General features: G+C 45.3%; 13 protein-coding genes. 8 read left to right on the top strand and 5 right to left on the bottom strand.

Annotation, left to right across the window (positions count from 1 at the left end; translation table 11 throughout):
* Nucleotides 1–204 precede the first annotated feature (204 nt).
* From lpdA to ampD, 5 genes are all read right to left on the bottom strand, one after another.
* Nucleotides 205–1635 (bottom strand): dihydrolipoyl dehydrogenase, encoded by a 1431-nt coding sequence (gene lpdA, locus AB4274_RS10255; protein ID WP_017059440.1) that lies wholly within the window; start codon nt 1633–1635, stop codon nt 205–207.
* Between the two features lie 242 nt (nt 1636–1877).
* Nucleotides 1878–3809, bottom strand: coding sequence for a pyruvate dehydrogenase complex dihydrolipoyllysine-residue acetyltransferase (gene aceF, locus AB4274_RS10250; protein ID WP_372111951.1), 1932 nt, complete (start codon nt 3807–3809; stop codon nt 1878–1880).
* A gap of 26 nt (nt 3810–3835) precedes the next feature.
* Nucleotides 3836–6499 (bottom strand): pyruvate dehydrogenase (acetyl-transferring), homodimeric type, encoded by a 2664-nt coding sequence (gene aceE / locus AB4274_RS10245; RefSeq protein WP_017059442.1) that lies wholly within the window; start codon nt 6497–6499, stop codon nt 3836–3838.
* 62 nt (nt 6500–6561) lie between these two features.
* Nucleotides 6562–7323, bottom strand: a complete 762-nt coding sequence (pdhR, locus tag AB4274_RS10240) for a pyruvate dehydrogenase complex transcriptional repressor PdhR (RefSeq protein ID WP_029225519.1) — start codon at nt 7321–7323, stop codon at nt 6562–6564.
* Nucleotides 7324–7806: 483 nt separating this feature from the next.
* A complete protein-coding gene (ampD, locus tag AB4274_RS10235; protein ID WP_372111949.1) occupies nt 7807–8406 on the bottom strand; it encodes a 1,6-anhydro-N-acetylmuramyl-L-alanine amidase AmpD in 600 nt (199 codons plus the stop codon).
* 83 nt (nt 8407–8489) lie between these two features.
* On the opposite strand from ampD, the gene nadC reads away from it, so the two are divergent.
* From nadC to yacG, 8 genes are all read left to right on the top strand, one after another.
* Complete coding sequence (nadC, locus tag AB4274_RS10230; protein ID WP_372111946.1) at nt 8490–9380, top strand: carboxylating nicotinate-nucleotide diphosphorylase; 891 nt, start codon at nt 8490–8492, stop codon at nt 9378–9380.
* Nucleotides 9381–9632: 252 nt separating this feature from the next.
* Entirely contained in the window at nt 9633–10055 is a 423-nt protein-coding gene (locus AB4274_RS10225; protein WP_372111944.1) for a prepilin-type N-terminal cleavage/methylation domain-containing protein, read from the top strand.
* On the top strand, nt 10055–11740 hold the full coding sequence (gene pilB / locus AB4274_RS10220; RefSeq protein WP_372111941.1) for a type IV-A pilus assembly ATPase PilB: 1686 nt from the start codon (nt 10055–10057) through the stop codon (nt 11738–11740). Before AB4274_RS10225 ends, pilB begins: the two co-directional genes overlap by 1 nt.
* 15 nt (nt 11741–11755) lie before the next feature.
* Nucleotides 11756–12985 (top strand): type II secretion system F family protein, encoded by a 1230-nt coding sequence (locus tag AB4274_RS10215; protein ID WP_017071015.1) that lies wholly within the window; start codon nt 11756–11758, stop codon nt 12983–12985.
* Nucleotides 12986–13050: 65 nt separating this feature from the next.
* On the top strand, nt 13051–13920 hold the full coding sequence (locus AB4274_RS10210; RefSeq protein WP_017065897.1) for an A24 family peptidase: 870 nt from the start codon (nt 13051–13053) through the stop codon (nt 13918–13920).
* 2 nt (nt 13921–13922) lie between these two features.
* Nucleotides 13923–14537: a dephospho-CoA kinase gene (gene coaE / locus AB4274_RS10205; RefSeq protein WP_048612337.1), complete on the top strand. Its 615-nt coding sequence runs from the start codon at nt 13923–13925 to the stop codon at nt 14535–14537.
* A 26-nt stretch (nt 14538–14563) separates the two neighbouring features.
* The gene (gene zapD, locus AB4274_RS10200) at nt 14564–15304 is read left to right on the top strand and encodes a cell division protein ZapD (RefSeq protein ID WP_017063237.1); all 741 of its coding nucleotides are present in this window, start codon (nt 14564–14566) and stop codon (nt 15302–15304) included.
* A gap of 81 nt (nt 15305–15385) precedes the next feature.
* A complete protein-coding gene (yacG, locus tag AB4274_RS10195; protein WP_010435916.1) occupies nt 15386–15583 on the top strand; it encodes a DNA gyrase inhibitor YacG in 198 nt (65 codons plus the stop codon).
* Nucleotides 15584–15602: the final 19 nt, after the last annotated feature.

Genomic DNA, 15602 nt, shown 5'->3' with positions numbered 1-15602 from the left:
TTCGAGATTCGAGATTCGAGTAAATAATTTAAGGGTTGGCCTAAGCGGTCAACCCTTTTTTGTAGAATGGAATGGCTCTTCGCATCCCGAAGCGCAGCGTACTCGCATCTCGGAGTGAAACGTTCCTGTTCCTTACTTCAGACATAAAAAAACCGCTGACGAATCAGCGGCTTTTAAAAACATTAGCGAGTGGCTAAGAAAGAATTATTTCTTCTTTTTCACTGCTTTCTTGTTTGGAAGGTCAGTGATTGAACCTTCGAATACTTCCGCAGCTAGACCAACAGACTCGTGTAGAGTTGGGTGAGCGTGGATAGTAAGAGCGATATCTTCTGCATCACAACCCATTTCGATTGCTAGGCCGATTTCACCAAGAAGTTCACCACCATTAGTACCAACAACAGCACCACCGATTACGCGATGAGTATCTTTATCGAAGATCATCTTAGTAACGCCGTCTGCACAGTCAGAAGCAATTGCACGACCAGAAGCAGCCCAAGGGAAAGTAGCAACTTCGTAGTTGATGCCTTCCGCTTTCGCTTCTTTCTCAGTCTTACCTACCCAAGCAACTTCTGGCTCAGTGTACGCAATTGATGGGATTACTTTAGGGTCGAAGTAGTGCTTCTTACCAGAGATAACTTCAGCAGCTACGTGACCTTCATGCACACCTTTGTGAGCAAGCATTGGTTGACCAACAACGTCACCGATCGCGTGGATGTGAGGAACGTTAGTACGCATTTGCTTATCAACATTGATGAAACCACGCTCATCAACTTCGATACCCGCTTTTTCAGCGTCGATAAGTGCACCGTTTGGAACACGACCGATAGCAACAAGAACAGCATCGTAGCGTTCAGCTTCAGCTGGTGCTTTTTTGCCTTCCATTGAAACGTAGATACCGTCTTCTTTTGCTTCAACAGCAGTCACTTTAGTTTCAAGCATTAGCTTGAACTTGTTCTTAATGCGCTTAGTGAAAACTTTAACGATGTCTTTATCCGCAGCAGGGATAACTTGATCGAACATCTCTACAACTTCAACTTTAGAACCTAGAGAGTGGTAAACCGTACCCATCTCAAGACCGATGATACCGCCGCCCATGATAAGCAGTTTTTCAGGTACTTCGTTTAGTTCTAGTGCATCCGTAGAATCCCAAATACGTGGGTCTTCATGTGGGATGAAAGGAAGTTTGATTGGGCGAGAACCCGCAGCAATGATGGCATTGTCAAAGTTAACAGTTGTTGCTTCGCCTTCGCCTTCAACAAGAATGCTGTTAGGACCAGTGAACTTACCGAAACCGTTAACAACAGTAACGTTACGCATCTTAGCCATACCGCCAAGACCGCCAGTTAGTTGATCAACTACTTTTTCTTTCCAGATACGGATCTTGTTGATGTCCGTTTGTGGCTCGCCGAATACAACGCCGTGCTCTGCCATCGCTTTAGCTTCTTCGATTACTTTAGAAACGTGAAGAAGTGCTTTTGATGGAATACAACCAACGTTTAGACATACACCACCAAGAGTGCTGTAACGTTCAACTAGTACTGTTTCTAGACCTAAATCCGCACAACGGAATGCCGCTGAGTAACCAGCAGGACCTGAACCAAGTACAACAACTTGGGCTTTAATTTCTTTGCTCATTGTGACCTCTTGTAGTCATTATCCCTAACAGGCTGAGTAGATGTTCTTAAAATTATTGGGCTTTCAAACAGGAAACATTTTACAGAGATGTTAACAGTGTGAAAGTAGCTTTAAGTTAGCCTGTGAGCTAGACAACAATTCCCCATCAGATTATGAGAAATGCAGGAAACTGTTGTCTAAAAATAGTCTTTATATAAAGAATTAAGGTGACCCGAAAGTCACCTTAATAATTACTTTCTCAATTACAGTACTAGACGACGAATGTCAGATAGTGCGCTGTTTAGGAAAGTAATGAAGCGTGCACCTTCAGCACCATCGATCACACGGTGGTCGTATGATAGAGACAGTGGAAGCTGTAGACGTGGTTGGAACTCTTTACCATTCCAAACTGGCTTAATTTCAGACTTAGATACACCTAGGATACCTACTTCTGGAGCATTTACGATTGGAGTAAATGCAGTACCGCCAATACCACCAAGGCTAGAGATTGTGAAACAACCGCCTTGCATGTCTGCCGCTGTTAGCTTACCAGAACGTGCTTTCTTAGAAACAGCCATTAGCTCTTCAGATAGCTCGTAAATGCCTTTCTTGTTCACGTCTTTGAAGACAGGAACAACTAGACCGTTTGGTGTATCAACAGCGATACCCACGTTTACGTACTTCTTAAGAATGATGCTTTCGCCATCTTCAGAAAGAGAAGAGTTAAACGCTGGGAATGCTTCTAGCGCTTTAGCAACAGCTTTCATGATGAACACAAGTGGAGTGATCTTCATGCCAGTGTCTTTCTTCGCTTCGATTGCGTTCTGTTCTTTACGGAATGCTTCTAGCTCAGTGATGTCTGCGTTGTCCCATTGTGTAACGTGAGGGATCATTACCCAGTTACGGTGCAGGTTAGCACCAGAGATCTTCTTAATCTTAGAAAGCTTCTGAACTTCAGTTTCGCCGAACTTGCTGAAGTCAACTTTTGGCCATGGTAGTAGACCAAGAGCAGAACCGTCGCCGCCTTTGCCAGATGCAGCTGCACCAGACTCAAGACGCTTAAGTGCATCTTTAACGTAAGACTGAACGTCTTCTTTAAGGATACGGCTCTTACGACCAGTACCTTTAACCTTAGAAAGGTTAACGCCAAATTCACGAGCTAGACGACGAACTACTGGAGAAGCGTGCGCGTAGTCACCGTTCTCTTGGAAGTCGCCAGCTGCTGCTGCAGGTGCTTCTGCTTTAGGAGCAGGTGCCGCCGCTGGAGCTGCTGCTTGTGCAGGTGCTGCAACAGGAGCAAGAGCTGCGCCTTCAACCGGAGTGCCGGCCACGACGAAAGTCATGATTAGAGAGCCAGTTGACACTTTGTCGCCAGCTGCAATCTTGATCTCTTTTACTGTACCAGCGAATGGTGCAGGAACTTCCATTGAAGCTTTGTCGCCTTCAACAGTAATTAGAGATTGCTCTTCTTCTACTGTATCGCCAACCGCTACCATGATTTCAGTAACTTCTACTTCGTCACCACCGATATCAGGAACGTTTACTTCTTTTTCAGCTGATGCTGCTGGAGCCGCTGCAACTGGTGCAGCCGCTGGAGCAGGAGCTGCTGCAACTGGAGCGCCAGAGCCCGCTACTTCACCTGTTTCTACAGAGAAAATCATTACTAGAGAACCAGTAGAAACTGAATCACCAGAAGCGATCTTGATTTCTTTAACGATACCAGCGAATGGTGCAGGAACTTCCATTGAAGCCTTGTCGCCTTCAACAGTAAGAAGAGATTGCTCTTCTTCTACTGCGTCACCGATAGCAACCATAATTTCAGTTACTTCAACTTCATCACCGCCGATATCTGGTACGTGAACTTCTTTAAGCTCAGCTGCCGCTGCAGGAGCTGCAGCAACTGGTGCCGCCGCTTCAACTGCTGGCGCAGCCGGTGCTGCTGCAGCACCTTCCGCAGGAGAGCCTGCCTCTTCAAAGATCATGATAAGAGAACCAGTAGAAACAGAATCGCCTTCCGCTACTTTGATTTCTTTAACGATACCCGCTTGAGACGCAGGAACTTCCATTGAAGCTTTGTCGCCTTCAACAGTGATCAGTGACTGCTCTTCTTCAACCTTGTCGCCAACGTTTACAAGAATCTCAGTTACTTCAACCTCGTCAGCACCGATGTCTGGTACATTAATTTCGATTGTCATTGTATTTACCTACCTTAATGCCAGTCTTATGCGTATTGCGGGTTAGTTTTTTCAGTGTCGATATCGAATTTAGCAATTGCTTCAACAACTACAGATTTCTCGATGTCACCACGTTTAGCCAGTTCAGTTAGAGCTGCAACTACAATGTAGCCAGCGTTAACTTCGAAGTGACGACGTAGGTTTGCACGGCTGTCAGAACGGCCGAAACCATCTGTACCAAGTACTTTGTAAGACTCAGTTGGCATGTACGCACGTACTTGCTCAGCGTAGTTCTTCATGTAGTCAGTCACTGCGATTGCAGGTTCTTTACCAAGAACAGTCGTGATGTACGGTACTTTCTCTTCAGCTTCTGGGTGAAGCATGTTGTCACGCTCTACCGCTTGGCCGTCACGAGTTAGTTCGTTGAACGACGTTACAGAGAATACGTCAGATGCTACGCCGTACTCTTCGCTTAGAATTTCAGCCGCTTTACGCGCTTCGTTCATGATAGTACCAGAGCTCATTAGTTGAACTTTGCCCTTAGCACCAGCGTGAGATTCAAGCTTGTAGATACCTTTACGGATGCCTTCTTCAGCGCCTTCTGGCATTGCTGGCATTGCGTAGTTCTCGTTCATTACTGTTAGGTAGTAGTAAACGTTCTCTTGCTCAGGACCGTACATGCGACGGATACCGTCTTGCATGATTACCGCTAGCTCGTAAGCAAACGTTGGGTCGTAAGAGATACAGTTCGGGATAGTGTTCGCTTGGATGTGCGAGTGACCATCTTCGTGCTGTAGACCTTCACCGTTCAGTGTTGTACGACCTGCAGTAGCACCTAGTAGGAAGCCACGAGCTTGTTGGTCGCCTGCTAGCCATGCCATGTCACCAATACGTTGGAAACCGAACATTGAGTAGTAGATGTAGAACGGGATCATCGGTAGATCGTTTGTGCTGTATGAAGTTGCAGCAGCAACCCATGAAGCCATAGAACCTAGTTCGTTGATACCTTCTTGAAGAACTTGACCAGACGTTGCTTCTTTGTAGTAAGAAACGATGCCTTTATCTTCAGGTGTGTATTCTTGACCGTGTGGGTTGTAGATACCAACCTGACGGAATAGACCTTCCATACCGAATGTACGAGCTTCATCACAGATGATAGGAACGATGTTCTTACCAATGTTCTTATCTTTAAGAAGGATGTTTAGCGTACGTACATAAGCCATAGTTGTAGAGATATCACGCTTCTGTTCACCTAGTAGAGGTGCGAATGCGTCTAGCTCAGGAACCTTGAACTCTTGAGTAAACTTAGGAAGACGTGCAGGTGTGTAACCGTGTAGAGCGTTACGACGAGCGTGCATGTATTCGTACTCAGGCGTACCTTCTTCCAATTTCAGGTAAGGAAGTTCAGCGATCTTCTCATCTGAAAGGATGTCTTCTAGGCCTAGGCGATCACGTAGGTGTTGAACATGAGTCATGTCCATTTTCTTAACACCGTGTGCAATGTTCTTACCTTCAGCTGCATCACCCATGCCGTAACCTTTAACAGTCTTAGCTAGGATTACAGTTGGCTTACCGTTTGTCTCTTTAGCATTGTTGAATGCAGCAAACAGTTTAGAAGAATCGTGACCACCACGCTTAAGAGCGAAGATTTCGTCATCAGTCATGTCTGCAACTAGTGCAGCTGTTTCTGGGTACTTACCAAAGAAGTGCTCACGTACGTATGCGCCATCTTTAGATTTGAATGTTTGGTAGTCACCATCGATAGTTTCGTTCATTAGTTGAAGAAGCTTACCAGTAGTGTCTTTAGCTAGTAGAGAATCCCAGTTGCTACCCCAGATAACTTTAACAACGTTCCAACCTGCACCTTTGAATAGGCCTTCAAGTTCTTGGATGATGCTACCGTTACCCATTACAGGGCCGTCTAGACGCTGTAGGTTACAGTTGATTAGGAAACATAGGTTGTCTAGCTTCTCACGCGCAGCGAAAGAGATAGCACCACGTGATTCTGGCTCATCCATCTCACCGTCACCTAGGAACGCGTATACGCGTTGCGCTGAAGTTTCTTTCAGGCCACGGCCGTCAAGGTACTTAAGGAAGCGCGCTTGGTAGATAGCAGAGATAGGGCCAAGACCCATAGATACTGTCGGGAACTGCCAGAACTCAGGCATCAGTTTCGGGTGCGGGTAAGAAGGGATACCTTTACCATCAACTTCTTGACGGAAGTTATCTAGCTGTTCTTCAGTTAGACGACCTTCAACGAATGCACGAGAGTAGATACCTGGAGAGATGTGACCTTGGTAGTAAACTAGATCGCCACCGTCTGTCTCGTTTGGAGCACGGAAGAAGTGGTTGAAACATACTTCGTAGAACGCTGCTGCTGACTGGTAAGAAGCCATGTGACCACCAAGGTCTAGGTCTTTCTTAGAAGCACGCAATACGATCATGATTGCGTTCCAGCGAATAATCGAACGAATACGACGCTCAAGAGTTACGTCACCAGGGTAAGCTGGCTCTTGTGCTGCTGGAATTGTGTTGATGTAGTTTGTGTTGATGCCTGTAGCCATATCAACACCATCTAAACGTGCTTTATCTAGAACTTGTTCTAGTAAAAACTGTGCACGTTCTACACCTTCTTCACGTACTACTGACTCAAGAGCTTCTAACCAATCTTGAGTTTCCAGAGCATCAACGTCATGCTTCATGTCAGACATGGCGATCTATCCTTTTTGTTAGTTGGATTCTACTAAACACGTAAAAAGCCGAAGTATTACGGCTATTTACCCTGTTGAATTCGACGTAGAGAACGTTCGCGGCGCGACTCTTCCTTCGTCAAATCCAGCAATGTTTCTTCGATGTAAGCTAAATGAGAGTGTGACATTTCACGTGCCTGTTCTGGCTGTCCTGAAACGATCGCATCCACAATGTTAGCTCGATGTATACTCACTTTCTCCACAACGTCTTTACGACGATGCAACAGCTTTAAATTTTCTAAGACGTTTTGTTCGAGTAACGGAGCCAAGCTACGAACAATGTGCAATAACACCACATTGTGCGCTGCCTCTGTTAAAGCAATAAGAAAAGCCATCACTGCTGCAGATTCGGCTTCAATATCACCCTTATCTTGCGCACCGCGAATTTTTTCTTGGCATGCTTGAATTCGAGCAAAGTCTTCATCAGTGCCACGCAATGCCGCGAAGTAAGCCGAAATCCCTTCCATCGCATGACGCGATTCCAACAAGTCTAGTTGGGTTTCAGAATGGGACGACAACAAATTAAGCAAAGGATCTGAAAAGCTTTTCCAGATATTTTCGCTAACAAACGTACCTCCACCTTGACGGCGAGTAAGCAAGCGTTTTGCTTCTAAACGTTGTATCGCTTCTCGGATCGAAGGACGAGACACATCGAACTGTTTCGCCAGTTCGCGCTCAGGCGGCAGCTGCTGCCCTGGAGCCAGTGTTCCTTCCACTATCAACCTTTCTAACTCTTGTTCGATAACATCGGAGAGTTTTGGCTGACGAATCCTTTGATAAGCCATAGTTTGTTGTTCTTCTTTTTCTTCGCTGACAATTGGTAATACCAATTTTAAGTTGGGCAGAAATTAACATAATTAAAACGCCACTGTCCAGCCTAAAATTGACCTGCATCATAGAACACAGCGTGAATTAACCATGATTTAACAAATGAAATTTAAAACAGCAACCAAATTGGTCTTACCATTTACAGGGGTAATACTTTTGGGGAGTGTTCGTGCTAGAAAGTTTCAGGATAAAAATGAATTGTTTCAGAAAGATTAGCGTCACTCGTTTAAAAATCGAACCAAGCGCACATTTAGGGTGGAAATTCTGTTCATAAGTTTTAATAAATGAGTGTTTGATAAGCTCGTCACACTCTCGATTTATTGATGCTCCCCGTCCGACCACTTCCTTTACAAAAGCACAACAAAAATTCACAAACAATTATGCTCATCGTTGATTATCTAGAGCCCTTCAATGAGCAGAGTCTTGTTGTGAATTCGGATTTAGAAACTCAGTTGGCCTTGATATTTCTTCCAATCAAAAACCAAACCGGGGTCAGTCTTTCGTAGCGGGGCGATGTATTGATGGCCAGTGATACGCTGACGCGTAATCTGCGGGAAGTTCGACACCAATGTCTCCGTTAATTGAGCCAAAGATTGGTATTGCTGCTCGGTATAAGCTACAAAGTCACTACCTTCCAGTTCAATACCAATCGAATAGTCATTGCACCTTTCACGCCCTGCAAAGCTCGACTGGCCAGCATGCCAAGCTCGGTCAAGAAACGAAACGAACTGCACCACTTCCCCATCGCGACGAATCAAACAGTGCGCTGATACGCCCATTTGGTGAATCACCTTAAAAAATGGATATTCCTTCGGGTCGAGTTTGCCCGTAAAAAACTGTTCGATGTAAGGCCCACCAAATTGACCCGGAGGTAAACTAATGTTGTGAACCACCAGCAGAGAGATATCGTCGGCACTCGGTCGAGCATCAAAATACGGGGAAGGAACATGCCGAGCGTTGTCGTACCATCCGTTAGAGCTGATCGTCATCTTGGTCTCACTTTCGTTTCTGCTAGCACAATAAGATGTGACCTTGCCCATAGAGCAGTCGCGCTAGCCTCTTTAATTTGAAGTTAAGCAAGAGTATCATTCCATTCCCACTCCCTTTCAAGATTAGATTTGCGATGAAAAACACACATAACAGCCACCAACGCCTTGACTACTTAAAAGAGCAACTGCCTCTAGAGATCACTCGTGCAGTCGCTGAGACCATCAAAGAAGATCTAGGTGGAACGTTAGATCCAGCGGCTGATATTACGGCAAGTCTAATCCCTGCAGACGCAGTCAACAGTGCAACCATCATTACCCGTGAGCACGGCGTATTCTGTGGTAAAGCTTGGGCTGATGAAGTGTTTAAGCAACTGGGCGGTGAAGTGACTATCGAGTGGAACGTAGAAGATGGCGACAAGGTTGAACCAAACCAAACACTTTGTACCTTAACAGGTCCAGCACGCGCGCTATTAACGGGTGAGCGCAATGCAATGAACTTCATTCAAACGCTATCTGGTTGTGCGACTACTACGGCTATCTATGCAGACAAAATCAAACACACAGAGTGCCGCTTGTTAGATACTCGTAAAACGATTCCTGGCCTGCGCAGCGCACTAAAATACGCAGTCGCTTGTGGCGGCGGTTTCAACCACCGTATTGGGGTTTTCGATGCTTACCTAATCAAAGAAAACCACATCATCGCTTGTGGTGGTATTGAGAAAGCTATTTCAACAGCAAAAGAGCTAAACCCGGGTAAGCCTGTAGAAGTGGAAACTGAGAGCCTAGAAGAGCTAGAGCAAGCGATCAGCGCTGGCGCAGACATCATCATGCTAGATAACTTCACCACAGACATGATGCGCGAAGCTGTGAAAATCAACGCAGGACGTGCAGCACTAGAAAACTCTGGCAACGTGACTCTAGATACCATTGCTGAGTTCGCTGAAACGGGTGTTGATTACATCTCGGTAGGCGCATTAACTAAGCACCTAAAAGCAATGGACCTATCAATGAGATTCAAAGCGTAATTGACTGAATAATAAATAATTTCCGTAAAGGCACTGTTGATAACGGTGCCTTTTTATTGCCTGAATTATCAGTATTTCAAGCAGTTATTTAAGTTGATCGCATAAATTTGCGCGTTATATGAAACACTACACCAATAAATACAAAACCACTCGCGACCACACCTGAACACCATTCCACTACCCCATCTCAACTTCTATTCTTTCCATCAACCAGTGCTTGCGCTGAAACAAACTAAACAATGGAATAGAACAATGAATAACAAGAACAAAAGAACGAACCAGAAAGGCTTTACGCTGATTGAATTGATGATCGTGGTGGCGATTATTGGGGTTTTGTCTGCAGTGGCAATTCCAGCATATAAGAATTACGTCACCAAAGGAGAGATTTCATCAGGTCTAGCAACTATGAGAGCCTTAATTACACCCGCAGAATTAATACACCAAGAAAAAGGGAAGCTTGCTCAAGCAACAGATTTAGGTGACTTAGGTACAACTGGATCTGCAAATACACTAGGTGCCATTACTATCTCAGCTGATGACACTCTTTTATTTACTTTCGGAGGTAGTAGCTCTATTAATACCTCAACGTTAACCTTTAATAGAGGTACTACGGGTTGGGTTTGCAAAAATAGCCTTCATGCAACCGTACCAGTTGATGGTTGTATTGCCCCATAATGCTAACCAACCTATCCACAATCCTTCGTCAGGCTAACTTACTTAGCCTGAGTCAGGAAAAAGCCGTTGCGGAACATGCACAAGCTTCAGGTATTTCGACACCTGAAGCTTTGCTCGTTCTCGAGTTCTTCAGCGGCGATTCCTTAGCAAATAACATCAAAACCATCTTCGGCTTGCCGTTGGTACAACTTAGTAATACGGATTATGAATCCTTATGCGAACAACTAGGGCTTCGTGAGCTGATCACCAAGTATAGTGCTATCCCGATTTCAGTCTCTAGTTCCACTCTCACACTCGCCTCTGCTGACCCGACCGATTTACAAGCTGAAGATGACTTTCGATTCGCAACCGGATTACAGATTGAATTGGTTGTCGCTAACTACTCCGAATTAGAAGGCGCTATACGCAAGCTGTATGGCCGTTCTATTTCCGGGCAAGACTCCAAGCGTAAAGAGATCACTCAAGATGAGCTCGCCAATCTTGTTGAGATATCTGATGACGAGATAACTTCGATTGAAGACCTCAGCCAAGATGACTCCCCTGTCAGCCGCTTTATCAATCAGATTCTAGTCGATGCAGCACGTAAAGGCGCATCGGATATCCACTTCGAACCTTATGAAGAAAACTACCGCGTACGTCTACGTTGCGATGGCATCCTTGTCGAAATTCAACAGCCCGCTTCTCACTTAAGTCGTCGTCTATCGGCGCGCTTGAAGATTCTCGCCAAACTTGATATCGCCGAACGTCGCTTACCTCAAGATGGTCGTATCAAACTGCGCTTAAATGACGAACTGGCGATTGATATGCGTGTATCGACGCTGCCAACATTATGGGGAGAAAAGATCGTTCTTCGTCTTCTAGACAGCAGCGCTGCCAATCTCGATATCGATAAGCTCGGTTACAGCGAGGATCAAAAAGCACTCTACCTCAATGCATTGAAACGCCCACAAGGGATGATCTTAATGACCGGGCCAACGGGCAGCGGTAAAACGGTTTCTCTCTATACTGGCCTTCGCGTTCTTAACACTACTGAACGCAACATCTCAACAGCCGAAGACCCTGTTGAAATCAACCTGTGTGGCATCAATCAGGTACAAGTGACGCCTAAGATCGGCTTTGGATTTGCTGAGGCGCTGCGATCATTTTTACGACAAGATCCTGATGTGGTGATGGTCGGAGAGATCCGCGACTTGGAAACGGCAGAAATCGCGATCAAAGCATCGCAAACGGGTCACTTAGTACTTTCGACACTGCACACGAATTCCGCCGCAGAAACCGTCACCCGACTCGCACATATGGGTATAGAACCCTTTAACCTCGCTTCATCATTGAGTTTGATTATCGCCCAACGACTGGCAAGACGATTATGCAACCACTGCAAAGAAAATGACGACTCGCCAGACATATTCCTGCGTCACTCCATTCCTAACAGCCAAACCATCTACAAAGCGAGTCCTAAAGGTTGCAATGAGTGTAACCAGGGTTATTCGGGGCGAGTGGGTATCTATGAAGTGATGCCGTTTAGCGATCAACTGAAAAGCAGCCTGATCGACAAACCGAACGCGTTGGCCATTGAAAACTTGGCTCGCCGAGAAGGCATGAGAACTCTGCAAGAGTCGGGGCTAGATAAATTGCTTGAAGGCACCACCAGCTATCAAGAGCTGCAACGTGTTCTGTACATATAAACCCATGGAGCACCAATGAGTAGCAAGTCCAAACAATCACAATTAAAAAGCTATCACTGGAAAGGTATTAACAGCTCAGGCAAGAAAGTGTCAGGACAAACCTTAGCGCTTACCGAATTAGAAGTGCGAGAAAAGCTCAAAGAACAACATATTCAAATTAAGAAAATCAAAAAGAAAAGTATTTCAGCCGTCACTCGTTTAACCCATAGAGTCAAAGCCAAAGACATCACAATTTTAACTCGGCAACTTGCGACGATGCTGGCTACTGGTGTGCCTATCGTACAAGCGATAAAGTTGGTGTCGGACAATCACCGCAAAGCTGAAATGAAATCGATTCTATCACATATCTGCAAAGGTGTAGAAGCCGGAACGCCAATCTCAAAAGCAATGCGAACCGCAAGCCGTCACTTTGATGACCTATACACTGATTTGGTCGCCACAGGCGAGCTCTCCGGTAACCTAGCACAAGTATTTGAACGTTTGGCGACCTATAGAGAAAAGAGCGAGCAGTTAAAGTCCAAAGTCGTCAAAGCACTCATCTACCCCGCGATGGTGGTCACCGTTGCACTGACCGTTTCTTATTTAATGCTGACCATGGTGATTCCAGAGTTTGAGTCGATGTTTTCAGGCTTTGGCGCCGATCTCCCTTGGTTTACTCAGCAGGTACTCTATCTGTCACATTGGATGCAGGCTTACAGTTTTTATACGGCTGTAGGCATCGGGCTTGTTTTCCTGATTATTTACCAACTGTGTCAGCGTTCCCACTCGATCAGACTGTCTGTTAGTCGGCTAGGATTACGCTTTCCTGTTCTCGGCGGCGTATTAGCCAAAGCCTCCATTGCCAAATTCAGCCGAACCTTATCGACCAGCTTTAGTTCTGGCATTCCGATTTTAATGAGCCTCAAGACCACAGCCAAAACCGCAGGCAACCTGCATTATGAGTCGGCCATCATTGAAGTTCACCGAGAAACGGCTGCTGGCATGCCAATGTATATCGCAATGCGCAATACCAACGCCTTCCCTGAAATGGTGTTACAGATGGTGATGATCGGTGAAGAGTCAGGAAACCTTGATGATATGCTCAATAAAGTAGCCTCGATTTACGAGTTTGAAGTCGACAACACCGTCGACAATTTGGGCAAGATTCTAGAGCCACTGATCATCGTGTTTTTAGGCACTGTCGTTGGCGGGCTTGTGGTTGCGATGTACTTACCGATCTTTAATCTTATGAGTGTGTTAGGATAGTTAAAGCAACTAAACACCCATGAGCAGCAATCTCTGCTCACCTTGATTAAGTGGTAAAGGACACTATGGAAGTATTTCACTACTATCCTTGGCTATTCCCCGTATTAGCTTTCATTTTTAGCCTTCTTATCGGCAGCTTCCTCAACGTAGTCATACACCGTTTACCGATTATGATGGAACGCGAATGGCAACAAGAGTGCTCGGAATATTTCTCTCAATATAAAATTCCAGCGCCAGAGGGAAAGTTCAATCTCAGCATTCCTCGTTCAACCTGCCCGAAATGCAAAACCCAATTAAGAATCGTCGACAATATCCCAGTGTTAAGCTGGTTGCTCTTAAAGGGTAAGTGCCACAGCTGCGCTAATCCAATCAGTGCTCGCTACCCTTTGGTCGAACTGCTTACAGCAATACTTTGCACAATGGTTGCTAGCCACTTTGGTTTCAGTTACTACGCCATTGCTTTGATTCTTTTCACCTTCGCACTGATTACCGCGACCTTTATCGATCTCGATACCATGTTGTTGCCTGATCAAATCACCTTGCCTTTGGTATGGTCCGGTATCGCATTAGCACTGTTTAATATCGGCCCAGTATCGCTGCAAGATTCCGTGGTTGGCGCAATGGCTGGTTACCTCGCTTTATGGTCTGTTTATTGGTTGTTCAAACTGCTAACAGGTAAAGAAGGCATGGGTTACGGTGACTTCAAACTCCTGGCTGCGCTTGGTGCATGGCTTGGTTGGCAACACCTACCGATGATCATCCTTTTATCTTCGCTGGTAGGCCTTGTGTTTGGTTTAATTCAACTTCGCCTGAAACAGCAAGGCATCGATAAAGCCTTTCCATTTGGCCCTTACCTTGCAATTGCGGGTTGGGTAAGCTTGATGTGGGGTAACGACATCATGGGTTGGTATTTCACTTCTGTACTAGGAATTTAACCATGGCAATCATTATCGGATTAAGCGGCGGTATCGCCAGTGGCAAAACCACGGTCGCTAACCTGTTCAATGAGCATTTTAATATTGATATTGTTGATGCTGATATCGTGGCACGTGAAGTGGTTGCGCTGGGCAGTGACGGTTTAAAACAGATTACAGAACACTTTGGTGAGTCTATCTTGCTTGAAGATGGAACTCTCAACCGAAGTCGACTGCGTGAGCTGATCTTCTCTGATCCTAAAGAGAAGCAGTGGCTCAATGATCTTCTTCATCCCATGATCCGTGACAAAATTGACAGTGACCTGTCTAAAATCACATCCCCGTATGGTTTATTAGTTGCACCGCTATTGGTGGAAAACCAAATGCAAGGCATGGCCGATCGCGTATTAATTGTTGATGTGCCAGCAGAAGTTCAAATAGAACGAACGATGAGTCGTGACAATGTTTCTAGGGAACAAGTTGCATCAATTTTAAAATCACAGGCTTCAAGAGAACAACGCTTAGCAGTTGCAGATGACGTGATTAAAAACCATACTAAAAACCAAGAACTTTTGCCTCAAATCACAGATTTACATCAAAAGTATCTGGCAATCAGTGCTGTAGATGGGTCAGAATAGAACAATGTTGAATGAAGGTTTGCTCGATGATCACCCATAAATTTGAACATCCTCTAAATGAGAAAACACGCATCTACTTAAGAGTCGAATCACTCTTGAGGCAGCTACACTTGTCTTCTACATTTTCCGATGCTCAACAGTATCAACTCTTTTTCCGTTCCATCTTTGATCTGATTGAAATCTTCGAACAGATCCAACTCAAGAGCGAACTGGCAAAAGATATTGAGAAGCAACGTGTAACCTACAAAAGTTGGTTGGATGTTGAAGGTGTCGATCAAGAGATGCTGACATCACTGCTTAATGACATTGGTAACATCTATCGTGATCTGATGCAGGCAGAGCGTTTTGGCCAGTCACTTAAGGAAGACCGCTTCCTGAGTGCCATTCGCCAACGCTTTAATCTTCCAGGTGGCTCATGCTGCTTTGATTTACCGGCACTGCATTATTGGCTGCACCTTCCTCTTGATAAGAGAATGCGAGATGCTAAAGCTTGGATGGACAGCTTACAGCCTCTGTATGAAGCGCTAACACTGTGGTTGAAGCTCACCAGAGAAACGGGTCACTTCAAAGAGCAAATCGCTCGTGCTGGCTTCTTCCAGAGCGATGCCGATGAAGCGAATATCCTTCGTCTTTCTATTCCGATGCAATACGGTGCCTACCCGATGATCTCCGGTCACAAGAACCGCTTTGCTGTTAAGTTCATGAGCTTTGAAACTGGTCAAGCCTGTACTCAAGACATCGAATTTGAATTGGCGATCTGCACCTAATTAATTTCCTTTTATAGTTTGGCTTGAGTCTTCACTCGAGCCTAAACTCACTATTATTACACCTTCAAATTAAGAATCACTATGTCGAAGAAAATCACCATCGTTAAATGCCCTCAATGTAATGCTGACGTTGAATGGGGCGAACAAAGCCCGCACCGCCCGTTTTGCAGCAAGCAATGTCAGATGATTGATTTCGGTGAATGGGCAGACGAAGAGAACAGCATCGCTGGCGCACCAGATATGTCAGATAGCGATGGTTGGTCGGAAGATCCGTACTAAGCGAGTAGCGAGTAGCGAG

This window comes from Vibrio sp. 10N.261.55.A10, assembly GCF_041470825.1.
GTDB lineage: Bacteria > Pseudomonadota > Gammaproteobacteria > Enterobacterales > Vibrionaceae > Vibrio > Vibrio crassostreae_C.
The sequence above is the reverse complement of the archived record's forward strand: the minus strand, read 5'-3'. Positions and strand labels throughout refer to the sequence as shown.